Below are 25,983 nucleotides of genomic sequence, written 5' to 3'. Positions count from 1 at the left end.
TAAATTTCAGGATAAAAGTTTAATCGCAGCTAATTTATCTGCCTTCATGGCCTCAATCAGTGCTGTACTGTTTTCAAATTTTTGCTCATTACGTATAAATTCTGACATACAAATGGTAATCTTCTCTCCGTAAATATCAGAATTAAAATCGAATAAATTAACCTCTATGGAGCGTAATCCATTGTCGAAGGTAGGCCTGTTTCCAATACTCATCACCCCATCAATCCATTGACCACGAACCAAGGTTCGGGCTGCATAAACTCCATTTGAAGGGATTAACTTGTAATCTTCACGTATGTGGAGGTTGGCCGTTGGAAACCCAAGGCTGTGACCTAATTTTTTGCCATGAACTACAGCTCCGGTCAACTCATAATCATATCCTAAAAACTCACGGGCAGTTGCCACATCGCCTGCAAGTAAAGAGTTTCTGATTTTTGTTGAACTTACTGCAACATCATTTACCAGTTGTTCATGTATTCTTTCAACAGAAAAATTGTAAACCGGTGCCAGTTCTTCCAAATCGGTATAAGAACCTTCTCTGTTACGTCCAAAATGATGGTCGTAGCCGATGATTAATTTTTTTACACCCAGTTTGTTGACTAATATATCACGTACAAATTCGGTGGAGCTCATTCTTGAAAATTCTTTCGAAAACGGATGGATGATGAGATGATTAATACCTGCTTTTTCCATCAACATGGTTCGCTCTGCTATTGTATTCAGCAGCTGAATTCCATGGTCGTCAGGAAATAAAACCATTCGTGGATGCGGAAAAAAGGTGAGTACTACAACCTGCCCGTTTACCTCACCGGCAATTTTTTTCAGCCTTTCAATAATCACTTTATGTCCGAGATGCACACCATCAAATGTGCCAAGGGTTATTACGGCATTGCTGACCTTTTCAAATTGGTCTATATGGTTATATATTTTCAAAAATCCGATTGATAAAGTGCAAAAATACAAAAGAAATAAAAGCGTGTTAAAAACAAAACCATCAAAGCGGCTTGACAATTATAAAATACAAATGCAGCTTTATTATTCAAAATCGGGATAGAGTAAATATTTTTTGCGAATAACTTTATATGCCTTCAAACTTTCTTCCCAGGTTCGTCTTATTTGATCTTCGGTGAAGCCTGCCACAATCTGCTTACGTAATTTGTCAGTGCCGGCAAGTTTGTCGAAGTAATCGTTAAAAAATTTATCTTTCTGTTGATAGTTGTCGTAAATATTTTTAATCCAAAACAAGTAGAGTTTTTTCAGTGATGGAATATAAAAATTTCCAAAATCACGCAGGTCAAAACCATTGCACTTTTGATTTTCATAGAGTGGGGGTAGTTTCATTTCCGGATTTTTTTTAGGTGTAAATTCAAATGGGCCTTCCGTGAAACCGGGGTAACCAACAACCTGAAACGGATATGCAGTTCCGCGACCAATGCTCACAATGGTTCCTTCAAAAAAGCACAATGAAGGATACAGATAAACAGCTGTCATGTTTGGTAAATTAGGCGAAGGATTAACAGGCAGTTTATATCTTGTTTCATGCGTATAGCCTTTCATGCTGATAACTGTAACATCACACTGCTCTTTACTGGCAAGCCATCCTTCGCCATTCAGCATTTGCGCATATTCACCCATTGTAAGACCATGAACTACAGGTATTGGGTTTAGACCGACAAAAGATTTGTATGCAGGTTCAAGCACCGGGCCATCAACATAATAACCGTTAGGATTGGGTCTGTCTAAAACAATCAGTTTCTTTTTGTTTTCTGCACATGCTTCCATCACATATTGTAATGTTGAACTGTATGTATAAAAACGTGTGCCTACATCCTGCAAGTCGAATAGGACAATGTCAATATCATTTAAATCATCAATAGTGGGTTTTTTATGATTACCATAAAGTGAAATAATGGGTAAGCCAGTTCTTTTATCTTTTCCCGATTCAATGTTTTCTCCTGCTTCTGCAATGCCGCGAAAGCCATGTTCAGGAGTGAATATTTTCTTGATTTTAATATGCTTGGAAAGTAGCATATCCACCAAATGTGTTTGACCAACAATACTTGTCTGATTTGCAACTACAGCAACATTCTTATCACTGATGAGCGGCAGGTAACTTTTGGTTTGCTCCGCACCGGTAATTACACTGTCAACCATTTGAGCAGTGCTTTGATAGCTGATAATAATTGATAGTAAGACTATCCAACGCTTCAAAAGCATAAATTTGAATCCGAATTATCAGCAAGAATAATAAATTAGTTGAGATACTCATACTTCATAGCAAGGCGTTTTTTCACAAGCAGTGTTAACAACCAGCGAATGTCAGGTACTGTTCTGGCTATAGCGGTAACCAGCATTGCACTAAGTGTAATGGTGATGCTTGTTGCTGTTGCAATAGTGACAGGCTTTAAAAAAGAAATAACATCTAAGGTTGTTGGCTTTGGTGCACATATCAGAATAAAACATTTTGACAACAATCAATCCTATGAGGAGATTCCGGTAAATTTAGATCAGAAATTTATAAACAAACTCAAGAGCGATTCAAGAATCAGCAGTGTTAATGCTTATGCTACCAAGGCCGGAATAATTCGTACTTCTGAAGATATATTAGGTGTGGCTGTGAAAGGATTGGATTCAAATTTCAACTCCGGTTTTTTTGATCCGAATATGCTTGAAGGAAGTTTTAATTTTCAGATACATTCGGGTGTTTATCCCGCAATAATTTCAAAAAGTGTAGCAGACAAGATGAAATTAAAGCTTAATGACTCTTTTGTGGTTTATTTTATTGATGAACCACCGAGGGCGCGGAAATTTAAAGTCAATGGAATTTATTCCACAGGTCTTGAGGAGTTTGATAATCTCTATGTGTTTTGCCCATTATCTGTTATTCAAAAATTAAATAGCTGGAATTCGCTTCAAGCCGGGGGCTATGAAATAAATCTGAAAAACATAGACGACCTTGAATCTGTAAATGAAAGTGTATATAGAGAATCTGGATTTGAATTGAATGCACAATCAATAAAAACAATATATCCTGAAATTTTTCATTGGCTTGAATTGCAGGATGTCAATGTTATTATCATTCTTGTTTTGATGATACTTGTGGCCGGGATTAATATGGTTTCAACTTTACTGATAATTTTATTAGACAACACTACAACAATAGGTCTGTTAAAAGCTATTGGTGCAGAAAATACAGGCATCAGAAAAATTTTTCTTATGGTTTCCTCAGGAATTGTTGGAATTGGTTTGATTGCCGGAAATGTTGCAGGACTTTTATTGTGCTGGTTGCAATATCGTTTTCATTTGGTTAGTCTGCCACAGGAATCATATTATGTTCCATATGTTCCGGTAAATTTATCAGTCACTAATATTCTGATGATTAATGCAGGTACTTTAATTGCATGCATTTTGGTGATGCTTATTCCCTCAATGATTGTTTCGCGTATAAGCCCGGTAAAAGCCTTACGTTACGAATAAAATCAATCTTTTATTTCTTCAAAATCAACATACTCGCCTTGGTTGTTGTTGCGGTTGTTATTGTTTGTGTTGGTGTTTATGGTCACATCGCCTTCCTGCCTGGTAGTGTTCCTTTGCGTTGTGTTGTTTTTCGGCTTTATAAAACTTTTATAAATCTGAATCACCACCCAAACAACAACTATTGTATAAAAGACATCACGCATGTTCTGATATTGTAAAAATTATTTTGATAAATACATACTTTTTTCCTTGTACAAATTACGGAAATAGGCATCATTAGTACTTTCTATAAATCGGATGGCTTCACCTGTTGATTTCATTTCGGGGCCTAATTCTTTGTTAACATCGGCAAACTTCTCGAATGAAAACACAGGTTCTTTTATAGCATATCCAAATTCAGCAGGCTTAATGTTGAAGTCTTTTAATTTTTTTATCCCAAGCATCACCTTAGTTGCAATGTTAATGTAAGGCACCTGATGTGCTTTGGCAATAAACGGAACTGTTCTTGATGCACGCGGATTGGCTTCAATAACATAAACTTTTTCATTCTTAACAGCATACTGTATGTTAAGCAAGCCTTTTACATTGAGTGCCAGTGCCAGTTTATGTGCATAATCTTTTATCTGACTGATAACAACATCACTTAAACTGAATGGAGGCAATACTGCATACGAATCACCGCTATGAATACCTGCCGGTTCAATGTGCTCCATGATGCCTATAATCTGAACATCTTTACCATCGCAAATCAAATCAGCCTCACATTCTTCTGCACGATCAAGAAAGTGGTCAATGAGTACTCTGTTGCCCGGAAGATTTTTTAGCAGTTTTATTACTGCACGTTCTAATTCTTCATCGTTAATGACAATACTCATTCCTTGCCCACCCAACACATAACTTGGACGAACCAAAACAGGGTAGCCGACTTTATTGGCAACAACAAGTGCTTCTTCTGCACTTTCTGCAACACCATATGGAGGGTAGGGTATTCCTAAATCGTGAAGTAAATCAGAGAAACGTCCGCGGTCTTCTGCCAGATCCATGTCTTCATATGAAGTGCCAATTATCTTTATACCTTTTTCATTGAGATACTGCGACAATTTCAGAGCCGTTTGTCCACCTAACTGAACAATAACACCATCTGGTTTTTCATACTCAATAAGCTCGTAGATGTGCTCCTGATAAACCGGTTCAAAATAAAGTTTGTCGGCAATGTCAAAGTCTGTGCTTACAGTTTCGGGATTACAGTTAACCATGATGGCTTCATAACCCGACTCTTTTGATGCGAGTACACCATGTACACAGGAATAGTCGAACTCAATACCCTGACCAATACGGTTAGGGCCACTTCCCAGTACTAAAATTTTCTTCTTATTGCTTACAATACTTTCACTGGCTGTAATTTCATTGCCATTACTGTCTTGTGCAGGTCTTTCGAAAGTGCTGTAGAAATAAGGTGTCTTTGCTGCAAACTCTGCCGAGCAGGTGTCAACCATTTTGTAAATGCGTTTTACACCCATCTCTTTTCGCGTTTCATATACTTCTTCAGCAGTGACATTACCTAAGATATGTGCAATTTGATAATCTGAAAATCCATTCTGTTTTAAGTCAAGCATAAAGTCTGGAGAAAGATTTTTAAGACTATGTCTTCTCAGTTCTTGCTCCATGCCTACTAATTTCTGAATCTCTGTGAGAAACCATTTATCAATTTTTGTATGGTTGTGAATAGTCTGAATTGGAAGGCCTAATTTCAAGGCGTCTTTAACATGAAATATTCTGTCCCATGATGGATGCTCAAGAGAATAAATAATGTCATCAACTTTGTGCCATCCTGTTCCGTCTGCACCAAGGCCATGGCGATTAATTTCCAAACTTTGACAAGCCTTTTGTAGCGCTTCATTAAAACTTCGGCCAATACCCATCACTTCACCTACGGATTTCATTTGTAGGCCCAATGTTCGGTCTGCGCCATGAAACTTATCAAAATTCCATCGCGGTATTTTAACAATCACATAGTCTAAAGCAGGTTCAAAGAATGCAGAGGTGCTTCCGGTAATTTGATTTTTTAATTCGTCAAGATGATAACCGATTGCAAGTTTAGCAGCAATTTTAGCAATTGGATAACCTGTTGCTTTTGAAGCCAAAGCTGATGAGCGTGAAACTCGCGGATTTATTTCTACGGCAATAATATCTTCTGTATCGGGGCTCACAGCAAACTGTACGTTGCATCCACCTGCAAATTTTCCGATAGCACGCATCATTTTAATGGCCATATCGCGCATGCGCTGATAGGTGTAATCACTCAGTGTCATAGCAGGTGCAATAGTAATACTGTCACCTGTGTGAACACCCATTGGGTCAAGGTTTTCGATAGAGCAAATAATGATGACGTTATCGTTAGCATCACGCAGCAGTTCCAGTTCATATTCTTTCCATCCGAGAACAGCTTTTTCCACCAATACTTCATGAATAGGTGATGCTTGTAGTCCGCGCATCAACCTATCTTCAAACTCTTCTTTCTTCATTACAAAGCTTCCACCGGTTCCACCTAAAGTGTATGACGGACGAATTACCAATGGATATCCAATGCGCTGTGCAATTTCTTTGCCTTCAAGAAAGGAGTTGGCAACAGCAGAAGGCGGAACACCAACACCAATTTCAATCATCAGCTTCCGAAAAGATTCTCTGTTTTCTGTGGTTTCAATGGCAGCAATATTCACCCCAATAATGCGAACATCATATTTTGCCCAGATACCTCTTTCATCGGCTTCTTTGCAAAGATTCAATGCAGTCTGACCTCCCATAGTTGGCAGAACCGCATCAATCTTTCGTTCATTCAATATTTTTTCAATGCTATCAACTGTAAGCGGCAGCAGATAAATATGATCTGCCGTTACCTGGTCGGTCATGATGGTGGCAGGGTTAGAGTTGATGAGGGTCACTTCAATTCCTTCTTCGCGTAAAGAGCGTGAGGCTTGGGAACCACTGTAGTCAAACTCGCAGGCCTGACCTATTACTATGGGGCCGCTGCCTATGATGAGAACTGATTTGATAGAATTATCTTTGGGCATCTGATTCTGAAATTGAAGCGCAAAATTAGCTAAAACGCCAATGCTTTGTCTGCAATCTTATGAACAACAACAGATACTTATGTGGATAAACTATGAAGATAGCAGCAGTGCTGACACTCAGGTTTTAGAAAGTATTCATCTAACAAGCTTTAATGACTTGCTCGCAAAAAATTACCATTGTGGTCGAAAAATAAATCTACATCATTATCCAACTCAACCTTCTGACCCAGTTTTGTTTTTTCCCAACTTGTAATTTTCTGATTGGGGTAGTTGTTGTGCACCAATTCAACAATGGTATCGTTCAATAACTTGGTTGGAATACCATGGTTTGACTCTATCTCTGTCAATGAATTGTTTTTGTCAAAAGTAAGTGATGTATGGTTGCTTAATATTATTTCAAGCTCTTTGTTTAACAGTTCTTTTTCTTGTTTGGCAGAGATAATTTTGATGTTTTCAAAATGTTGTGATACCAATAATTTGACCTGTTCAGGAATTTGAGCAACGGGAATAATTTTTTCCTGCGCTTTTAACGACAAGCTGAAAATGGTCAATAAGCCTAATAATAAAGATTTTTTAAGTAACATTTTATTTGGTTTTTAAAACAAATAGGATAGTCCAAAGGTAGTAAAAAAACGACTCTCAGAGTCGGCAATGGAATGACCACAGGCAATATCAATCTGAAATGTAGGGTGTATTAAAAACAATATTCCTGCATCGGCATTGTGTTGAGTGTCAGATTTTGTGGTGGTCGCAAAATACTCTGCAAAAACAGAAACTTTGTTTAGAGGTGAGTATCCTATATTGAATGTATAATTAAATGTTTCAAATTCATCTGAAACACCTGCATTGTATGAAATAGTAAACTTTTCATTCAATTCATTTTCGAATGCTAATTTTAGTTCATACGGAATTTTATTACCTCTGAATTCCTTTGCTGCAAGTTTTTGAAAAGAGACATAGCCCACAAATGTAAGGGCAGGCAGTTACTTTTTTTGCCCCATAATTTTTTGTTTAACACTCATTGTTAAAGGTAATAAGCCCTTTAAGTCACCAACTTTTCCGGCATCGGCAAGCAGCCGAATTTCTGTGAATCTTGTTATTCCATAGCGAAGCATCAGATTGTTTACAAAATAGTTTTCCCCAGTTGTAATACCTTCTTCGATTTGAAGCTTGTTTTTAGTTAATGTATAAACACCATCGCTTTGGTCCGGCCTGTCGGTATTGATGCTTTCTTCTTGCGCAAGACTTTGCGTAACCATAAAAAGCATAAAAATAAAAAAAGGTAATTTCATATAATGACTTATACTCAGGTGGCAAATTTAGATTATTAGAAATTAAGGAAGATGTTAGTTATGACACATCATCATTACGTGCACAATGTTATTTGGACATGGCTTGTCGCTTCAAATTATCAGGCATTTTTTCAATGGCATAACGTAAGGCAGTACGCGGCATCACTGTTTTATTTGCCATTACATATTGGAAAACATCTCGCTCATTATACTGACAGGCAGACTTCAGCATCCACCCATATCCTTTCTGTACTAAATCATCATCATCAGTAAGAAGCAGGTCTGCAATCATAAAAATTTCAGAAAGAAATAATCCTTTTCGTGCCGGCACTATCAGCGAAACTGCTGCTGCACGTCTCATCCACCTGTTTTTTGAGATTGCCCATTTTGTCAGTATATTAACTTCTTGCGGAAACTTAATCAGGTAACTTCCAATGGTATGATTGCAAAATGTATCACATGATGCCCAATTGTTGACATGTTTATTTATCCAGCTTTCAAAAATTTTAATATCACCAACTTCAATTTTTTTGTGAATGGATTCTGTAAACATACATGCAATGATGGATTCTTCCAGATATGACGACTGCCAAAGATTTTCACATATATCAAAAATATTTTCTTTAGATAGCAGCTTTATTTGTTGTAAATATTTTTTGCCAATGCTTCTAACAACAGGCGATTTGACTCCGTAAACTTTTGCTATTTCACCTGATTTGAAAAACCGCGAAGCAATGTTGCGTACTTCTTCACTTGCAATATTCTTTAGTTCCTTTCTTATACTTTGAATAATTTCTTTATTCATTTTTTTTAGCAATTAATTTTGTTGTAGTATAATGGTCTGCAAAGTAAAATGTAAAGTGCCATCAGATGTAAAATAACAGAAAAAATATTTTAGTATAAATCATCAGAGATTGTTTTTATTCGTGATAAATGAATCAAAATTGGCTATTCAAAACAATCATATAGATTACATTTCCCATACAGTATTTCAATTAAAAACAGAAGTGATGTTGAAAAACTTTATTTTTTATTTGGTATAATCTTTGAAATGGTAGGTGAAGACAAATATCAGAAGTGCGTTAAAGCAAACTGATATTGTCTGCAATAAGTATAACTCCAAATTAATAACCAGCCAAATGAAGAGTTTAACCACCTTTGTTGTTTGTATAATGGTTTCAATACAAACAACAGCACAAAACAACTGCGGCAATCCCTTGCAAGTTAACATTTGTCCCGGTGTAACACTATTTAATCAAACCAATGCCGGCATGGGGGATGACATTGCAGGACCATCATGTAACATTGTAGGTGAGGATGTACTCTATCAGGTAAACATTTCAAATGGAGCCGACAAACTTTTTGTTTCAATTAAAAATTGTACAGGTCCATTCAGGGTTTTTGCAGAAAAGGTTTGTGGATCGTGTATGCCTTTGGGAAGTATTTATTCTATATTGCCGGAATGCGATCTAAGTGTTAATACCTCAAATGATACAATACTTTATGTTTGGGTTGATGCAGCAACAACAATTAACTATGATATAGCTTTTGGCAGTGATACTAATTTTACAGTAATAAATATACCTAATACACAGGGCAATCTTTCGTTTGACGGAAGTGTATGTGCAACGCCTCCTTTTGAGCCAACAAAACCTTTCTTTCAGATAGCAGTTAATGGGGTTTATCAAACTGCACCATTATTTTTCTCACCATTAAATGTTGTCGATACTGTATGTATAACTACTTTTTTTAAAAATACAACAGGAGTCGAAGGAGTAAAAAGATTTGTGTTTGATTTTCCTGCATCCGGATATTTGAATCCACAGATTGCACCAGTAATTCCCGGATTTTATAATGCGGGTAATTGGGTGGCAACAGCATCTAATGGCGGGCAAACCTGGACAATGCAATTTATAGATGCTGCAGGTATTGGCAGAGGTGATTTTACCGGTACGCCAAATACGTGTTTAGCTTATGAGTTCTGTTTTACATTAATACCAATTTCAAACATTCCTCAATATACTAATGCAGAAGTTCATATTACCTCTGATGGATTTGGAGCAGGTTTTTTCGGAGTGATTCAACAAGGTTGTTGCCCTTCTTTTTCTACAAAATGCACCACAAACTTTACTTCAGGAGGTGCTGTTGGCGGAGCCCAAGGATTTGGATTTGGCTTTAACGATCCCGGTGCATTGCCTGTTGAGTTGCTATCATTTACTGCAAAAGCCGAAAAAAATAGGGTGAAGCTTAATTGGGCAACAGCATTTGAAAAAAACAACAGTCACTTTACAATTGAGAAGTCTGCAGATGGTTTGCAGTGGTCAAAATTGGCCAGCATAAATAGTCAGGGCAATGGAAATGTTCAACAGTATTATAACTATACCGACAATTATCCTGTGAGCGGCACTTCATGGTACAGATTGTCACAAACAGATTATGATGGAAAAACAGAAACGTTTCCTGCACAAAGAGTTTATGTAAGCCCTTATCATTATTCTATATTTCCCAATCCGGTAAAAGATTTATTGACTATTCAGTTTGACACTGATGAAGCACCTAAGATACAGATGTATAATCCGGTTGGCAATAGGGTTTCTGTTCCTATTGAATGGTGCAGTGGAATGGTTAAAATTAATACCTCTCAACTACCAGCAGGTTTCTATTTTTTAAACATTGAAACTTATGGTGTGGCTGAAAAAGAGCAAATTGCTATTGTCAGATAATTATAGTTGATTTTTTGTTTAGTGATTTATTAGTTATTAGTATTTAAATAAAAAAAGCTGCCTATGACGCAGCTTTTTTATTAAAATTGTAATTAAGAATCACATTCTTTCAATCACCATAGCGCTGGCACCACCACCACCATTGCATATTGCGGCACCACCAATTTTTGCATTATTCTGTTTTAAAACATTTAGCAGTGTAACTAATATTCTTGCACCGGAGCATCCTAATGGATGACCTAATGCAACTGCACCACCATTGACATTTACTTTTACAGGGTCAAGATTCATTTCTTTCATATTGGCCAAAGCAACTACAGAAAATGCTTCGTTGAGTTCTACAAACTCTAAGTCAGACATTTTTAGGCCTGCTTTTTCAACTGCTCTTGGCAATGCCTTTGATGGAGTAGTAGTAAACCATTCAGGTGCTTGCTCTGCATCGGCATAACTGCGGATACGCCCAAGGGGTTTCAGTCCCAAGGCTTCTGCTTTTTCTTTACTCATTAATATTAATGCAGCGGCACCATCATTCATGGTTGAAGCATTGGCAGCTGTTACGGTTCCTTCTTTACTGAAAGCGGGTTTTAATCCCGGAATCTTATCAAAATGTACGTTTTTATATTCTTCGTCTTCTGCAAAAATAACCGGATCCCCTTTGCGCTGCGGAATTTCGACCGGAACAATTTCATCCTTAAATTTTCCTTCAGCCCAGGCATCAGCACTGCGTTTGTATGATTGTATTGCATAGGTATCCTGATCCTGACGTGAAAAATTACATTCTCTTGCGCATAAATCCGCGGCATTTCCCATTGCATAATTATGATAAACATCTGTCAATCCATCTTTAGCCAAACCATCAATGGCAGAAACATCACCATATTTATTTCCCCATCGCATATTTTGCATATAGAATGGAACATTACTCATGCTTTCCATACCTCCGGCAACAATTACATCATTGTCGCCAAGCATAATGCTCTGTGCTGCTAACATTACAGCTTTCATTCCCGAAGCACAAACTTTATTGATTGTAGTACATTGAACGGTGTCGGGCAAGCCTGCAAACTTCGCAGCCTGACGTGCGGGCGCTTGTCCTAAGTTGGCTTGTAAAACACTACCCATATACACTTCTTTGATTTCTGATGGGTTGAGTTTGATGCGATCAATAGCACCTTTAATGGCTATTGCACCCAAGCGGGTTGCAGAAAATGATGACAGTTTGCCACCGAAACTTCCCATTGGTGTACGCACTGCCGATACAATATATACTTCTTTCATTTTGCAGAATTTTTAATTATAAACCGCAAAAATATGAAAAGTAACTTGTAAAATCCGACAGGGTTTACTGTTGGTTCCGGTATAGAGGAGAACCAATAGACTTTTTGCCTGGCAGTGCGTACGTCAATGTATTATAAAACAACATTTTCCATTAATTGGTCATGCCGTAATTAAGCTCAACCTGAAATTTTTCATTTATAGCGCCAATTCTTTTTGCCGCAGCTTCAGACATTTTAAGAATTTGTTTGTCATTGTCGCCAGTGTCGGGCAATGTACCAACAACTTTCACAAAAACATAATCGCCATTCATTCTATTGGTGACTTTAATTATTGTGCCGGGAGGAGCATTGCGATGTAAGGCATAAAATTTACTTTGATTTATTTCACCATCTCTTATCCACGAAGCCATTCCCGATTCATTTACCTCAATTACAGCACCCGATTTACCACTGCTGCGCTTTACTTCTGTGCGCATGGGTTTATACTCCAACTCACTGGGTGACGGTGATGGAGGTATTGCTTTATTACTAGCCTCTGCAATTAATTTTGAATCGTTTTTTACTTCACTGTTTTTTGCTTCTAACTTTTTGTCATCAAGTGGCTGAAGAATAGGTTCGCTTGTGGTCTCCTGTTTTTTAACTTCAGTTTTTAATGAAGCACTCTCCGTAGTTGCAACAATTAATTTCTGACCAGCTTTTATTCCGTCATTTTCAAGATGATTCCATTTGCGAATATCGTTTGCACTTACATCATATTTTCTTGCAATACCAAAAAGTGTTTCACCCTTTTCAATAACATGTAACTTGTTATTACTTTTTACGGAAACAGGAATTGCAGCAACCGGCTTATTGATTTTTATTTCGGCAGAAGTATCAGACTTACTTTCACTTTTATCGTTGGTGTTTTCAATAGGAATATTAATAATTTGTCCGATTTTTAAATCGTTAATGCCCGGATTAACTGCTTTTAATTCATCAATTTCTTTATGATATTTTCTGGATAAACCAGACCAGGTATCTTTAGCTACAACCTTATAAAGCTGACATTTTTTGCCTGCAATTGTTCTGAAACCATTCTGTGCAATGGTAGTTGAAATGCTGAGCGCTGCTGTGGCTATTAATAAAGAAACTTTGATTTTCATCCCGATCGCTTTTATTTTTACAATACTAAAAAAATCCCTTCCTCGTAAATGAAGTTACTTTAATTGGTTTTGAACAAATTAATTAACATCAAAACGACAGTTGTAAGTAGTAATTGTGCAATTTTGAATATTCAACTCAAATGAAATGAGAAAATTGTTTTTTGCTTTAGTGTTTTTGTTTTTTGCCGTTACATCAGTTAGTGCCGGCATTGTTTATAGGTTTAACTTTCAGTCTGAAGTAGATAGAGGAATGGCACGCATTTTCAGTAAGGCATTGCGTGAAGCACATGAACAGAAGGCAGATTTGTTTTTAATTCACCTCAACACTTATGGAGGCATGCTTGATGCTGCCGATAGTATCAGAATTGCAATACTGAATTCAAAAATCCCTGTTGTAGTATTTGTTGATCCAAATGCAGCAAGTGCCGGTGCACTCATCTCTATTGCATGCAATAGAATTTATATGCGAAGTGGTTCAAGTATTGGTGCTGCCACTGTTGTTACAGAGCAAGGTGAAGCCGCGCCTGATAAATATCAATCGTACATGCGGAGTATTATGCGGGCAACTGCAGAGAAAAGAAATCGCGATCCACGTATTGCTGAGGCTATGGTAGATCCAAGAGTGGTTATTCCGGGAGTAAATGATAGTGGAAGAGTGCTGACGTTTACGGCAGAAGAAGCTTTGGCCAATAAATATTGTAATGCCATTGTTGAAACAGAAATGGATATCTTAAAATTAGAAAATCTGAATAGTGATAAGATTATTGAATTTCAACCTTCATGGGTTGACAAAATAATTAGTTTTTTAATTCACCCCGCATTAAGCAGTTTACTTATTCTGATTATGCTTGCAGGGTTGTATTTTGAATTTCAGGCACCCGGAACAATTTTCCCGATTGCAGCATCTTTTGTTGCCGCAATCTTATATTTTGCACCATTATACCTCGAAGGACTTGCCGCCAATTGGGAGATATTGCTTTTTGTAAGTGGTGTGATTTTATTGGCTCTTGAGTTTTTTGTCATTCCTGGTTTTGGTGTTGCAGGCATTGCCGGAATAATTTGCACTACCATGGGTTTTGCTTTGAGTATGCTCAACAACAAAGGATGGGATTTTACACTCACAAGTCCGACACAAATAACACAAAGTATTTTAATAAGTCTTGGTGCCATGCTTGGTGCTGTGTTTCTGATACTTTATTTTATCGGAAGAATTAATGACTCAAAGCGCCTCAGTAAGTTGACGCTTCAAACTACACAACCTTCCGAACATGGTTTCAGGGCGCATACAGATATTGACATTATTCAACCCGGTATGCGTGGAACAGCATTTACTGCCTTAAGACCTTCCGGAAAAATTATGGTTGACGGCAGGGTGTATGACGCTGTTGCAGAAACCGGTTGGATTGAGAGGCAGGAACAGGTGGAAATTGTTTCTGTGGGCCTAACCTGTACTGTCAGAACCTGTTAGGTGTGAATATCTTTGTTTAAATCCCTTTTACAAGATGGTGTTAGGATGATATGATGCATATATATTTGCAACAATTACTAATCATCAATAGTAATAACTTATAGAACCACTAAAAATTTAATAAATGAAAAACATCCTTAAATTTTCTATCGCTGTACTTTTAATGGCTATGTATGCCTGCAAAGACTATAAACCGGAAGTAGATAGACTTAATCGTGAACGTGACTCTTTGATTAGCACATCTTTTCTTAAAGACAGTACTATAGATTCATTCCTTGGCGACTTCAACGGTATTGAAGCAAGTTTAGACAGTATTAATCAGATTCACGCTTCCATTACTCTTGATCGCAAACGCGACCCTGAAATGGGCGGAACAGTAAAAGACCGCATCCGTAAAAACATGGAGAGTATTGCTTCACTGCTAGATCAGAACAGCCAGCGTATTGCCGAACTGACAAGGAAACTGAAAAACAGTGGCGTGAAAAGTGCACAGCTTAACAAAATGATTACTTCCTTGAACCTTAAAATTGCTGAGCGCGATTCTATGATTGCTAATTTAAACAATCAACTTGGTGATGCTAAAATCGAAATTACAGGGTTACGCACTAATATTGAAACGTTAAACTCAACCATCGGTGAGCGTGATAAAACTATTGAAGAAAAAGTTAGTCAGATTAACACTGCATATTATGCAGTAGGAACTTACAAACATTTGCGCGACAAAAAAATTCTGAATAAAAAAGGTGGATTTATCGGTATCGGTAAGACCAAAACAGTAAATCCTGATATTGATAATTCAGCTTTCATAAAAGTTGACATCAGGCAGTTTGCATCAGTAGAGTTAAATACAAAGAGTGTTAAGATTATGTCTTCTCATCCTGCATCGGCATATACTTATGAAAAGGACAAGAAAAAATATCAGTCTTTGAAAATTACCAATCCCGATTTGTTCTGGAGTAATTCCAAATATTTGGTAATTGTTACAAAATAGTTTTAGAGAATTTTTATTAATAAGGTTGATCTTGGTATCAACCTTTTTTTTTAGCTATTTTTGAAACGATGAAGCCATTTGTTATTCGTGTTTATGGTATTCTGATAAATAAGAATGCAGAAGTGCTACTTACTCATGAGAAGGAAGAGGGTAACGTATTTACCAAATTTCCCGGTGGTGGACTTGAATTTGGTGAAGGTCTGCGCGAATGTTTAGTGCGCGAATTTTTAGAGGAAACGCAACAAAGGGTAGAAGTAATGGAACATTTTTATACGACTGATTTTTTTGTTGAATCTGCATTTAACCCCGGCTTGCAACTTATCAGCGTTTATTACAAAGTATCGTGCGAGAATTTTATCCTGCCCCAAGATGCAAATGATATTCATTTTTTCTGGAAACCGTTGAAGGAACTCAATGGCGAAGTAACAACCTTCCCTGTTGACCGATTAGTTGAAAAACTACTGATGTGATTATCTGTTGCAAATATCCTTGTAAGCACAGTATTTGCAGCGTGCAGTGTCTGTTGTCATCGTAAAATCCGATTCCAATAATATTTTTCTGATTAAAGTAAACAACAATTCTTCAAAGTTTGTATGATCGGTCATGGAATAGTGTTCTAACTTTTCTAAGCCATCAGCCATTTGCCTTAGAGGGTAAATTCCGGCATATACTTTTTCATTACCGTGTGTTTTCACAAACATCCAGCAGTAGAGTAAAAGCTGAAAATCAACCTTGGTTTTTGGTTCATTTGTTAGCTCATCAAGATTCTTAATCTTTTTTAAAGTATCATTGCCTGTCTTATAATCTATTATTCTGTATCCTTCAGCTACTTTATCAATACGGTCAAAAATTCCTTTAATCTTTACCGTAATACCGTTACCAATATCACAAACCACCACTTTTTCTTTTTCTAATTCATGAGGTGAAAAAGTTTCACTTTTTAGATCGGCAGCTATTATGCTTTCAATGTATTTAGTTAATATTTTTTCTATGATTAGGGTGTATCCTGTTCCCTGATAGTGTTTGTCATATTCCTGGGCAATAGATGCTTTTATAAATGATGAAATAGATTCTCGGAGTTGGGCTGCACTGTTCTTGTTGAATTCAACATCAATTATCTGTTCATAAATTCCACTTGCTGCATTGTGCAAAATTTTTCCGAATACAGCCGCATCAATCTCTTCACCGCTATCATCGGGCTCTCTGATTTTTTTTATTTCTTTAAAGTAATATTGTAATGAACAATGGATAAAACTGTTGAGTGTAGAAGCAGAAAACCTTAATTTATTCTCTGCTACCATTGACAATAAATGTTTTGTCAGTTGCTCATCTCTTTTAATTCCGGGTGTAACGTAATTGTAACGATATGGCGGTGTTGTAATAATTTGATGACTTACCTGCCAGTTGCTGAAATGGTTTTTCATTTCATAAAACAATTGCAACAAATATCGGCTTCTTTCGCCACTTGCAAACTCATTGACTTCGGTGTTATATATAAAGTCAATCTCTGATGCACGCTGCATCAGTCGCCAGAAGTGATAGGCAGTAATAGCATCCTGCTCATCGAGCAATGGAAGTCCAAAACTCTTTCTGATGGTAAAAGGAATAAATGAGTGATTTTGTTTTGATTTTGGAACAGACCCTTCATTGACATTCAGAAAAAATATGTTTTCAAAATCCAGTGTTCGTGTTTCGAGTAATCCCATAACCTGAAGCCCTTTTACAGGCTCACCACTGAATGGAATTCTTGCAGTGTCAAGCATTTCTACGATTATCATCTGTAAAGATTGCTCATTCAGAATTTCTGAATATGGTGTTACCATTGTTTGAAGTTCAAGCAGCTCATTCAGTACAAATCCGGCAATTTCTTTTTCATGATGATTAGGCTCCATAGCATTATAAAGCAATCTTAGTAATTGAATATATCGGTCAAAAACCGGAGCAATTATCAGTGATTTTATAAACTGACTGATATTTTCGGGAAGTTCTTTTAACGGAATGTTTATCCCTGCAACATTCAAATTACGTATGTCGTGTTTTAACAATAAAGCATAAGGGTGTGCAAGATAATTTTCTAATGCATGGGTAGAAACCATCTTCTGCTTAGAAGTTTCTGAAATTTGTTTGAGTAAAACATTTAATGTTTCAATAAAACGATACAAATGAGTTTCTTTTAATGGAAATCCCATTGTGATATTTACATGCTCAATCTCTTCGGGTAATGATTGCAACAACAAAGGCAATAATTTTTCATCTGGTAAGACAATAACTGTTTTGTCTGGATTGAATTTTTTCTGTGCAATAAGGGTCTTTAAACGATCAGCCAAAAATTTAAATTGACCAGTGATTAACGGCACACCGGTTACACAAATGTTCTTAGGTATATCTTTGAAATACGATTCCTCCCATTTAAAACTAGTTTGTGTGATGCTGTTTTTTCTGAAGAACAGTCCAGCCTCCTGGGTTATGTTTTTTGTGTAATACTCATCAGCATCCCAGAATATTTTCCCTTTGCCACTTAGGATATATTCAAACAATTTTTGTTCTGCTGGTGCCAATGCATAAAACCCGGCAATAATAATCTTGCTGCAATCCAGACTTTTTAAATATTTTTCGGGTGACAATGCCAATTGTTTCATCGCTTTGCCTGCAGTTGTCTTATTGCTTTTGTTTAATACTGCATCCAGTTTTTCATACAACTTCGGCAATGCCTGCCAGGCATATAAAAAGTTTTGTTTTAAAGTAGAAGATTTAACTGCGTTGAACAATTCAAAAAACTGTTTTAATTGTTCTCTAAATTCTTCGTCATCCTGAAAAACAGATTCTATTTCATGATATGATGTCAGGTCAGCAAACAGTTCATTGTAATTAACTAAGTAAAGATCTATTTCATCAAAGTCACCGAGAATCATTTCGCCCCATGGTGCAAAAGATGCAAAATCATAATCAGGAAAAAATGGCTTGTAAACTGTGAATAAATCAAGAAGAACTTCTTTCTTTTCAGCAATACGAAGAGGTGTGTAATGTTCAACAAAATCACTTATTGATAGGATTGAAGGTAACACAACAGCTTTATTTATTTTTTTTGCAAGCTGTATTTTAAAAAGTAAAGCCGCCCTTCTGGTTGGAAATACAACAGTATAGTCTGCAAAATTATTTCCGTCAACAGAGGCAAGAAGCTCATCAACAATACGTGATAAAAATGAATCAATTTTATTGCTCATGACCAACACTTTCATAAAGCAGACTACTGTAGCTGCGCGATTTTGCATTCAGATACTTTGCTGAAGCTTCCATCAATTGCGAAGAAGTTACGGCATCAATCTTTTTATAAATGTCTTCTATGGCAGTTACTTTTTTGAAGTTTAATAAACTTCGTGCATTAGAGATAACCACATTCGATTTGTTTTCCTTAGCCAATGCCAATTGACCTTTAAATTGTTGTTTGAACTGGTTGAGCTGTAAAGACCCTATTTTATTATCAGTAAGTTTTTTCATTTCAGCTATGGCAAGATCAATGCTTTTATTCAGGTATTTTTTGTCTGTTGCCAGATAGACATGAAACATGCCTGTGTCAGTGTAGGAATTAAATCCGGATTCAATGGCATAAGTATAGCCGTATTTTTCGCGAACACCTAAGTTGAGCTTTGAGTTCATACCCGGCCCACCAAGAATATTATTCAACAATGCAACAGTCATTCTGTCTGCCTGATAGAGTGAAGGTGCTACTGTTCCCATGATAAAATGACATTGTGCACTGTGTTTTTTAATCACAGCCTTTTCAGCAGTATATTTTTTAAATGGTTTTAATCTTTCGCCAACTTTGGCAAGTCTGTAATTACCAAAATGATGCTCTAATTGCCTGATTACTTTTTCTGTATTCAATGATGTTGCAATTGACAGTACCATATTGGATGGAATGTAGAACTTTCGGGTAAATGCAATCAGGTCTTTCTGTTTAAAACTTTTTACAGATTTTTCAGTGCCTAATATTGGATTTCCCAATGGATTTTTTTTAAATACTATTCCTTCAAAGTCATCAAAAATCTGCTCTCCCGGATTGTCGAGATAAGACCTTATTTCATCACAAACAACTTCCTTTTCTTTTTCAATTTCGCGAATATTATAAACAGAGTTGAATGTAATATCGCTAATAAGTTCAAGTGCACGCTCAAGATGGAGTGATGTAACAGATGCGTGAATGCATGTCTCCTCCTTGCTGGTAAAGGCATTTAACTCACCGCCTACTATTTCAAGACGATTTAAAATATGAAACGATTTTCGTTTGCGCGTTCCTTTGAACAACATGTGCTCAATGAAATGTGCTAATCCTTCTTTTTGAATTTGTTCGTTTCTGGTTCCTGCTTTTATTAATAATGCACAATGTGAGACTTCAGTGTTGTTTAAAGAAGTTAAAACAATTTTCAGTCCGTTTGATAGTGCAAAAGTTTTTGTTGAATGATCCATAGTTTCTGCAAAAATATGGTTTCATAGTCAGTCAACGATTGGCTGAATGCATATCTTTACCTGATAAAACAAAAATACCTGTTATGCAACAGCAAAAATGCCTGAATGTTTTTATTTTATTCATTTTGAGTTGTCTTTATACTTCAGATATTGAAGCGCAACAATACAAGTTTGCAAAGCGTGTTGGAGGCACACAATTTGAAAACGCAATGGGAGTTGCATTAGATAGCACCGGAAATATTATTGTGTCAGGTTATTTTTCCGGAACAGCAGATTTTGATCCGGGCAACACCAATTATCCATTAACTAGCAATGGAGGAAATGATATTTTTCTTGCCAAATATGATAGTGCCGGTAATTTTATCTGGGCTATGAATATAGGTAGTGTAGGCGAGGAGTTTAATTACTCAGATCCTGCTGTTGATGAATACGGCAATATCTATTTATGTGGCGTGTTTAATGTAAACACAAATTTTAATCCTAAAGGAAATGTTGTAATGGCTACAAACAGAGGGCAACAGGATGGTTTTATTGCAAAATATGATTCATCCGGAATGTTGCAGTGGGTGAGAGGTGTGGGTGGTATGTTAAACGATGATGTTTACCGTATTGATTATAAGGATTACCTGGTTTTGTTTGCAGGCGCATTTACTGACTCTTCTTATGTTGATGATGGATTGACAGTCACGCCACTCTATGGAAGCGGTAATTCAGATGTGGTTTTTGGAAAATTTAATCCGAATGGAAATTTATTTTGGCTCAATGCACTAATGGGCTCAGGAGAAGATCACTCCTATAACATCACAGCAGGAATCAATGGCAAAGTATATCTTACAGGTACGTTTGAAGACACTTTGATTTTTGATTATGGCTCAGTAAATCCCGATACACTTTTTGCTGACGGACTTGCAGCATTTACTGCCTCATATAGCAATTTTGGAAACTATTATTGGTCTTTTCCAATAGAAAATGCATATCCGTTTGGATTAAAGGTTGATCATAACGGAGATATTCTGACCTGTGGTCAGTTTTCAAATTTTGCAGATTTTGATCCGGATATTGATACAATGGCGCTGATGGCACAAGGTAGTTTTGACGGTTATTTTGCAAAATATACAAATGGCGGTAGTTATGTTTTTGCAAAAAGAATTGGTGGAAACGGCTCTGATATTTGCTATACTATTGCTGAACTTTCAAATAGCTCAATCTTGGTAAGTGGTTATTTTTTTAATACTGCCGATTTTGATCCTGACGTGACAGTTGCATCATTAAACAGTAATGGTTTTGCTGATATCTATCTGGCACATTATGATTCAATGGGTAACTATTTGTCTGCTTTTGGATGTGGCAGTACTGCCTTTGATTTTTGCCGAAACATGACTTGCAATACCTTTGACGAAGTGTTTTTATGTGGGGGCTTTGAGCAGAATGTTGACTTTAATCCTGCACCTGCGGTAAACACATTGGTGAGTGCCGGGTCGCGCGATGGCTACTTTGCGAAGTATGCCTTTCCAACAACATCTGTGTCAAGTATTAATGCTGCAAACCTGCTGGTTTATCCTAATCCTTTTGTTAATGAGATAAATATTTCCGGTAGTTTCAGTCAAACTCAACTTATATTAACTGATGTGTTTGGCAATACAATTTACAAAGCGAACATTAACGCTCAGACAACAATCAATACAGAGCAATTGTATTCCGGACTTTATTTTCTGACCATTGTTTCAGGTGAAGATGTGAGTACAAGAAAACTGATGAAAGTGAAATAGAATTACTACTGATTATATAAGATGTTTGAGTGTTAAAAGTTGATATTTGAAGAATGTCTGGCTTTGAAATAGGTTTACAATTTTAGTGCAAATTTCTCTCTTTGCTCAATTGCCTAGTCATAGTATTTCAATACCACCGAGGCAGGCACTTGTCGGCTGCAAAAAAAAGCTGTTTTGGGTAGCTTTAAAAGTTCGATATTACCAAGACTTTCTTTTATCATTCTTCGTAATAATAAGAGTAGTCAATACCCTTCATAAACATTTCCCTATCGTTGATTTTAGTGGTGAGGGCTTTTGATATGACTTGTGATAAAACTGAATAATCAACTGTGCTAATTATCATAGCATTCATGTAGTTCTCTTTGCTGATTTTGCTCCAGTCCACACATTTTTTCAGATATTTTTTTAGCATCAAATCAAGCCATACTCTCGTACTTCTGCCGTTGCCTTCCATAAAAGGATGTGCTTTGTTCATGGCGGCATATTTTTGAATAATCTCATCAAACTTTTTTTGAGGCATGGCATCTATTTTTTGCAAAATGGTTTTTAAATACTGGGCATAAACGAATTGATATCCACCTTTTGAAATACTTTTTTCCCTGATTTGCCCTGCAAAATCATACAAGCCGCCAAACAAATAAGCGTGTATTTGTTGCAGGCCTTTGGTAGTTCCTACTTCAAATTCGTTGATAAGATTACTTTCAAAAAGGGTGTAAGCCTTCTTTTTGCTTTGTCCGTCAATGCTGGTATCGCTGTATAGAAACCAGTCTAAAAACTTCATTGCCCTGTTGTTGGGAAAATTCTTGGCTAATGCTGTTACACCATCGCTGTCCAACATATCAGCCAACCGCTTTTTACCATCAGGAGCTAAAAATTTCAATTGGGTAGTGGCACTAACCACTTCGCTGTTTTCTTTTTTCAACTTTGCTTTTAGATACTTCCAATAGTTGCGGGTTTTATTGTAATCACCTTCTTCATTCAAAACACTCACAATATCCAATACACTAAAATACCATTTAGAATGTTCTTCATCCCAAACAGCCCGTACCTCACGGTCGTTAAAAAAACGGATGGATATTTTTAGCTGTTCTTTTTTCATTTGTCAATTGTCTGAACCTTGATTACAGTAAGTTTATTAGGATTGCCATGATTATACGAATTTGTATTTTTTATTGAATAACCTTTTAAATTGCAAACTTTTTGAACCGAAGTTGATAAGCAATCCTGTTTGTAAATTGTTTCCAAATAATTCATTGTCTGATGCCAGTCGCTTTTTAAATTTTACTGCTTCGGCTTGGTCAATAATGTGGTCATCGTCTTTTGAAAAGTAATCACGTAAAATGTCAATTGGCATTTTCTGCATTCCAACATGCAGTCGGCAAATGCGGTGAACATCGTCCTTGCCCTCAACAACTGTCGCACCCGATAAGCTGTCGATTTTGTCTGCAACTTCTTTCCAACTTCTCAGGTTAAAATATCCCACACAAAAGTCTGTCCGCTGTGATAATTCAAGCGCTTCATTCAGTCCTTTGGTTAAGTGGTTTTCTATATTATCGTAAATCTTTGGCATTATTTCACAATATAATTTTAGTCGGTTAAATTAAAGAAAATAACTCTATCTGTTATATTCGTTAATGTCTTTGTACGGTTACCAAAGAATTTTAAAATATTTTTTGAGCGGTGATGGAAAAATTAATACACAGTATGGAGGCCAAATAGAATCGGCTTATTTGATGTCCGTTTAAAATATGGTCTATATGTTGGTTACTTGTCAAAATGGTTGGTCAATGTTATAAACTAATATTTTGGTTGTGCGTTCAATGCTTGCGGTGTCGCTTTACCATTGACTATAACAGATTATTTTATGAAAATTATTGCTTGTTAATATTTACAAACATAATAACATTTCATTGCTTTTTGATTTGTTTTTGCAATAGCTTTTTTCAGATAGCGTGAAGAGTCGAGTTAATTTCGTTTCTGTTTTAGTTATTTGTGTTGCTGCTTTCAGTTTCTTTAGATTTTAAGGTAATTGGAAAATAAAAAACGCCATGTTTTTACATGACGTTTTTTTTAAAAGTTACTTTTATTGTTTCTACTTATATATTGGTGTTATGCCCATGTTGTAAAACATGAATGACCAAATATCTGCTTGCTCCTCGATTATTTTTGAAGTAGGCTTTCCGGCACCATGACCTGCTTTAACATCAATGCGGATTAACTGTGGCCTGTTGCCTTTATATCGCTCTTGTAAGGTGGCAATAAATTTAAATGAGTGTGCGGGTACAACTCTGTCATCATGATCGGCAGTGGTTACCATAGTGGCAGGATATTCTACCCCTTCTTTTATATTGTGTAGTGGAGAATAAGCGTAAAGGTTTTTGAAATTTTCTAAACTATCGCTGCTACCATATTCAACAGCCCATCCCCAACCAACGGTAAATTTATGATAGCGTAGCATGTCCATAACACCAACAGCAGGAAACGCCACACGATATAAATCAGGTCTCTGCAACATACATGCTCCCACCAGCAATCCTCCATTTGAGCCACCTTGAATGGATAGTTTAGATGGTGACGTGTATTTTTCTTTGATGAGATATTCTGCTGCTGCAATAAAATCGTCAAATACATTCTGCTTTTTCAGAAGTTTACCGGCTTCATGCCATTTTTCTCCGTACTCACCACCACCACGGATGTTTGCCATGGCAAATACTCCTCCATTTTCAAGAAGTATAATTCTTGAAGTGCTGAAAGTGGGTGTCAGGCTGATGTTAAAACCTCCATATCCATAGAGTAGTGTAGGATTGTTACCATCGAGTTTAATGCCTTTTTTATAAACTAGAAACATGGGAACTTTTGTTCCGTCCTTACTGTTGTAAAATACTTGTTTGGTTTCATACTCATCAGGATTAAACTTTACATCAGATTTTTGCCAGATGTCTGACTTGCCTGAAGCAATGTCATACTTATAGATTGCAGGAGGATAGGTGAACGATGTGAAAGTGTAAAAAATCAATGCGTCTTCTTTATCACCACTAAATCCGAATGCACTGCCTAATGCCGGTAAGGCAATTTCATGTTCGAGATTACCTTCTAAGCTATATTGATAAACATGTGTGGTTACATCTTTCAGATAAGAAACAAAAAGTTTACCTCCTCCTGTGGCTGCACTTTCCAGCAATTCAGTCTTTTCCGGAATCACATCTTTCCAGTTTTCTTTTTTAGGATTTTTTGGATCAACTAAAATTACTCTTTGGTTGGGTGCACCGGCATCTGTCTGTACAAGCAGTTTGTCGCCAATGTTGTTTATAACACTGTAGTTATCTTCAAATCCTGCAAACAAAAGACCAAAATCTTTTTGATTGCTTTGTAAATCTTTGTAATACATTTCTGTTCCATCAGTGCCCTCAGAAACATAAATAATAAGAAAGCGTTCGTCTTCTGTTACAGAGGCACCATAATAGCGCAAGGGTTTGTTTTTGTTTTCATATACCAAAACATCTTTATCCTGAGTGTCGCCCATGCGATGGTAATAAATCTTGTGGTATTCGTTTTTCTGCGAAAATTCTTTTCCTTTTGGAGGGGCATCATAACGTGCATAATAAAAACCATTGTCTTTCCATGATGCACCGCTGAATTTTACCCAATCAAGTTTGTCACCCATCAGTTTTTTTGTAGCAACTTCCATTACATAGATGGTTTGCCAATCACTGCCGGATTGATTAATGGCGTACGCAACATATTTTTTATCTTTAGAAAAGCCTAAAAGTGAAACTGCTGCAGTTCCATCGCTACTCATGGTGTTGGGGTCGAGAAATACTTCCGGTTTTCCGTCAAGACCTTTCTGATAATAGATGACACTTTGGTTTTGCAAACCATCATTCTTGCTGAAAAAATAATATTCGCCAGCACGAAATGGATTTGAATACTTTGGATAATTAAAAATATCGGTAAGTCTTTCTTTTATTTTATTTCTGAAGGGTATTTTTTCGAGATAGCCAAAGGTTACTTTGTTTTCTTCTGTCACCCATTTTTTTACATCTTCGGCAGTATCGTTCTCTAACCAACGGTATGGGTCAGAAACTTTTACGCCAAAATAGTCATCAACCTGATCAGATTTTGCAGTTGCAGGATAGATTAATTTTTCTGAAGTGGCCTGTTCAGATGCAGGTTTACATGAAATAAAAATTGAAGTGATTACTACTACACTCATTAATGGTTTAATCATTTTAATTTAATATTGTGTTTGAATGTGCAAAATTAGCGTTAAGCATTCTTTTTTGTTTGTATTAAAACTTAATTATTG

21 protein-coding genes are annotated in these 25,983 nt (G+C 36.5%); 6 read left to right on the top strand and 15 right to left on the bottom strand.

Translation table 11 applies throughout. The annotated features are described in order from the left end of the window. Positions 1-6: 6 nt before the first annotated feature. Together V9G42_10850 and V9G42_10845 are read right to left on the bottom strand one after the other, a co-directional pair. Entirely contained in the window at positions 7-933 is a 927-nt protein-coding gene (locus V9G42_10850; protein MEI2759914.1) for a bifunctional riboflavin kinase/FAD synthetase, read from the bottom strand. Between the two features lie 102 nt (positions 934-1,035). Continuing rightward, positions 1,036-2,217 (bottom strand): DUF1343 domain-containing protein, encoded by a 1,182-nt coding sequence (locus V9G42_10845; GenBank protein ID MEI2759913.1) that lies wholly within the window; start codon positions 2,215-2,217, stop codon positions 1,036-1,038. Positions 2,218-2,316: 99 nt separating this feature from the next. Here V9G42_10845 and V9G42_10840 point away from each other — a divergent pair, with 99 nt between their 5' ends. Continuing rightward, entirely contained in the window at positions 2,317-3,477 is a 1,161-nt protein-coding gene (locus tag V9G42_10840) for an FtsX-like permease family protein (GenBank protein ID MEI2759912.1), read from the top strand. Between the two features lie 2 nt (positions 3,478-3,479). Here the strand turns inward: V9G42_10840 and V9G42_10835 are convergent, their stop codons facing one another. From V9G42_10835 to V9G42_10810, 6 genes are all read right to left on the bottom strand, one after another. Next, positions 3,480-3,680: a hypothetical protein gene (locus tag V9G42_10835; GenBank protein MEI2759911.1), complete on the bottom strand. Its 201-nt coding sequence runs from the start codon at positions 3,678-3,680 to the stop codon at positions 3,480-3,482. A gap of 18 nt (positions 3,681-3,698) precedes the next feature. Then, entirely contained in the window at positions 3,699-6,548 is a 2,850-nt protein-coding gene (gene carB / locus V9G42_10830; GenBank protein ID MEI2759910.1) for a carbamoyl-phosphate synthase large subunit, read from the bottom strand. 149 nt (positions 6,549-6,697) lie between these two features. After that, a complete protein-coding gene (locus V9G42_10825; GenBank protein MEI2759909.1) occupies positions 6,698-7,132 on the bottom strand; it encodes a PepSY-like domain-containing protein in 435 nt (144 codons plus the stop codon). A gap of 12 nt (positions 7,133-7,144) precedes the next feature. Further along, positions 7,145-7,513 (bottom strand): transporter, encoded by a 369-nt coding sequence (locus tag V9G42_10820; GenBank protein MEI2759908.1) that lies wholly within the window; start codon positions 7,511-7,513, stop codon positions 7,145-7,147. An 18-nt stretch (positions 7,514-7,531) separates the two neighbouring features. Further along, positions 7,532-7,840 carry a hypothetical protein gene (locus tag V9G42_10815; protein ID MEI2759907.1) on the bottom strand — a complete coding sequence of 103 codons (309 nt, stop codon included), beginning with the start codon at positions 7,838-7,840 and terminating at the stop codon, positions 7,532-7,534. A gap of 88 nt (positions 7,841-7,928) precedes the next feature. Then, on the bottom strand, positions 7,929-8,645 hold the full coding sequence (locus V9G42_10810; protein MEI2759906.1) for a DNA alkylation repair protein: 717 nt from the start codon (positions 8,643-8,645) through the stop codon (positions 7,929-7,931). A gap of 334 nt (positions 8,646-8,979) precedes the next feature. On the opposite strand from V9G42_10810, the gene V9G42_10805 reads away from it, so the two are divergent. Further along, on the top strand, positions 8,980-10,563 hold the full coding sequence (locus tag V9G42_10805) for a T9SS type A sorting domain-containing protein (GenBank protein ID MEI2759905.1): 1,584 nt from the start codon (positions 8,980-8,982) through the stop codon (positions 10,561-10,563). A 99-nt stretch (positions 10,564-10,662) separates the two neighbouring features. Here V9G42_10805 and V9G42_10800 read toward each other — a convergent pair whose 3' ends face one another. Next, positions 10,663-11,841 (bottom strand): acetyl-CoA C-acyltransferase, encoded by a 1,179-nt coding sequence (locus V9G42_10800; protein MEI2759904.1) that lies wholly within the window; start codon positions 11,839-11,841, stop codon positions 10,663-10,665. A 151-nt stretch (positions 11,842-11,992) separates the two neighbouring features. After that, positions 11,993-12,982 carry a LysM peptidoglycan-binding domain-containing protein gene (locus V9G42_10795; GenBank protein MEI2759903.1) on the bottom strand — a complete coding sequence of 330 codons (990 nt, stop codon included), beginning with the start codon at positions 12,980-12,982 and terminating at the stop codon, positions 11,993-11,995. A 145-nt stretch (positions 12,983-13,127) separates the two neighbouring features. On the opposite strand from V9G42_10795, the gene V9G42_10790 reads away from it, so the two are divergent. The 3 genes from V9G42_10790 (at position 13,128) to V9G42_10780 (ending at position 15,911) form a co-directional block, all read left to right on the top strand. Continuing rightward, a complete protein-coding gene (locus tag V9G42_10790) occupies positions 13,128-14,450 on the top strand; it encodes an NfeD family protein (protein ID MEI2759902.1) in 1,323 nt (440 codons plus the stop codon). A gap of 124 nt (positions 14,451-14,574) precedes the next feature. Next, on the top strand, positions 14,575-15,441 hold the full coding sequence (locus tag V9G42_10785) for a hypothetical protein (GenBank protein MEI2759901.1): 867 nt from the start codon (positions 14,575-14,577) through the stop codon (positions 15,439-15,441). A 68-nt stretch (positions 15,442-15,509) separates the two neighbouring features. Next, positions 15,510-15,911, top strand: coding sequence for an NUDIX hydrolase (locus V9G42_10780; GenBank protein MEI2759900.1), 402 nt, complete (start codon positions 15,510-15,512; stop codon positions 15,909-15,911). Here the strand turns inward: V9G42_10780 and V9G42_10775 are convergent, their stop codons facing one another. After that, positions 15,912-18,665 carry a PD-(D/E)XK nuclease family protein gene (locus V9G42_10775; protein ID MEI2759899.1) on the bottom strand — a complete coding sequence of 918 codons (2,754 nt, stop codon included), beginning with the start codon at positions 18,663-18,665 and terminating at the stop codon, positions 15,912-15,914. After that, on the bottom strand, positions 18,655-19,908 hold the full coding sequence (locus tag V9G42_10770; protein MEI2759898.1) for a pitrilysin family protein: 1,254 nt from the start codon (positions 19,906-19,908) through the stop codon (positions 18,655-18,657). Before V9G42_10770 ends, V9G42_10775 begins: the two co-directional genes overlap by 11 nt. Positions 19,909-19,991: 83 nt before the next feature. Here V9G42_10770 and V9G42_10765 point away from each other — a divergent pair, with 83 nt between their 5' ends. Continuing rightward, complete coding sequence (locus V9G42_10765; GenBank protein MEI2759897.1) at positions 19,992-21,677, top strand: T9SS type A sorting domain-containing protein; 1,686 nt, start codon at positions 19,992-19,994, stop codon at positions 21,675-21,677. A 217-nt stretch (positions 21,678-21,894) separates the two neighbouring features. On the opposite strand, the gene V9G42_10760 is transcribed toward V9G42_10765, so the two are convergent. The 3 genes from V9G42_10760 to V9G42_10750 form a co-directional block, all read right to left on the bottom strand. Beyond that, a complete protein-coding gene (locus V9G42_10760; protein MEI2759896.1) occupies positions 21,895-22,776 on the bottom strand; it encodes a Fic family protein in 882 nt (293 codons plus the stop codon). 51 nt (positions 22,777-22,827) lie between these two features. Continuing rightward, positions 22,828-23,247, bottom strand: a complete 420-nt coding sequence (locus tag V9G42_10755) for a hypothetical protein (GenBank protein MEI2759895.1) — start codon at positions 23,245-23,247, stop codon at positions 22,828-22,830. A 522-nt stretch (positions 23,248-23,769) separates the two neighbouring features. Then, a complete protein-coding gene (locus tag V9G42_10750) occupies positions 23,770-25,905 on the bottom strand; it encodes a prolyl oligopeptidase family serine peptidase (protein ID MEI2759894.1) in 2,136 nt (711 codons plus the stop codon). Positions 25,906-25,983: the final 78 nt, after the last annotated feature.

The organism is Bacteroidia bacterium (assembly GCA_037045145.1).
GTDB lineage: Bacteria > Bacteroidota > Bacteroidia > AKYH767-A > OLB10 > OLB10.
The sequence above is the reverse complement of the archived record's forward strand: the minus strand, read 5'-3'. Positions and strand labels throughout refer to the sequence as shown.

What these genes read in the sequence shown, in the direction of transcription:
- V9G42_10795 (MEI2759903.1), bottom strand. Translation starts at nt 12,982, where the DNA reads ATGAAAATCAAAGTTTCTTTATTAATAGCCACAGCAGCGCTCAGCATT.
- V9G42_10785 (MEI2759901.1), top strand. Translation starts at nt 14,575, where the DNA reads ATGAAAAACATCCTTAAATTTTCTATCGCTGTACTTTTAATGGCTATG.
- V9G42_10760 (MEI2759896.1), bottom strand. Translation starts at nt 22,776, where the DNA reads ATGAAAAAAGAACAGCTAAAAATATCCATCCGTTTTTTTAACGACCGT.
- V9G42_10755 (MEI2759895.1), bottom strand. Translation starts at nt 23,247, where the DNA reads ATGCCAAAGATTTACGATAATATAGAAAACCACTTAACCAAAGGACTG.
- V9G42_10835 (MEI2759911.1), bottom strand. Translation starts at nt 3,680, where the DNA reads ATGCGTGATGTCTTTTATACAATAGTTGTTGTTTGGGTGGTGATTCAG.
- V9G42_10770 (MEI2759898.1), bottom strand. Translation starts at nt 19,908, where the DNA reads ATGGATCATTCAACAAAAACTTTTGCACTATCAAACGGACTGAAAATT.
- V9G42_10765 (MEI2759897.1), top strand. Translation starts at nt 19,992, where the DNA reads ATGCAACAGCAAAAATGCCTGAATGTTTTTATTTTATTCATTTTGAGT.
- V9G42_10805 (MEI2759905.1), top strand. Translation starts at nt 8,980, where the DNA reads ATGAAGAGTTTAACCACCTTTGTTGTTTGTATAATGGTTTCAATACAA.
- V9G42_10780 (MEI2759900.1), top strand. Translation starts at nt 15,510, where the DNA reads ATGAAGCCATTTGTTATTCGTGTTTATGGTATTCTGATAAATAAGAAT.
- V9G42_10845 (MEI2759913.1), bottom strand. Translation starts at nt 2,217, where the DNA reads ATGCTTTTGAAGCGTTGGATAGTCTTACTATCAATTATTATCAGCTAT.
- V9G42_10800 (MEI2759904.1), bottom strand. Translation starts at nt 11,841, where the DNA reads ATGAAAGAAGTATATATTGTATCGGCAGTGCGTACACCAATGGGAAGT.
- V9G42_10775 (MEI2759899.1), bottom strand. Translation starts at nt 18,665, where the DNA reads ATGAGCAATAAAATTGATTCATTTTTATCACGTATTGTTGATGAGCTT.
- V9G42_10815 (MEI2759907.1), bottom strand. Translation starts at nt 7,840, where the DNA reads ATGAAATTACCTTTTTTTATTTTTATGCTTTTTATGGTTACGCAAAGT.
- V9G42_10840 (MEI2759912.1), top strand. Translation starts at nt 2,317, where the DNA reads ATGTCAGGTACTGTTCTGGCTATAGCGGTAACCAGCATTGCACTAAGT.
- V9G42_10790 (MEI2759902.1), top strand. Translation starts at nt 13,128, where the DNA reads ATGAGAAAATTGTTTTTTGCTTTAGTGTTTTTGTTTTTTGCCGTTACA.
- V9G42_10825 (MEI2759909.1), bottom strand. Translation starts at nt 7,132, where the DNA reads ATGTTACTTAAAAAATCTTTATTATTAGGCTTATTGACCATTTTCAGC.
- V9G42_10750 (MEI2759894.1), bottom strand. Translation starts at nt 25,905, where the DNA reads ATGATTAAACCATTAATGAGTGTAGTAGTAATCACTTCAATTTTTATT.
- carB (MEI2759910.1), bottom strand. Translation starts at nt 6,548, where the DNA reads ATGCCCAAAGATAATTCTATCAAATCAGTTCTCATCATAGGCAGCGGC.
- V9G42_10810 (MEI2759906.1), bottom strand. Translation starts at nt 8,645, where the DNA reads ATGAATAAAGAAATTATTCAAAGTATAAGAAAGGAACTAAAGAATATT.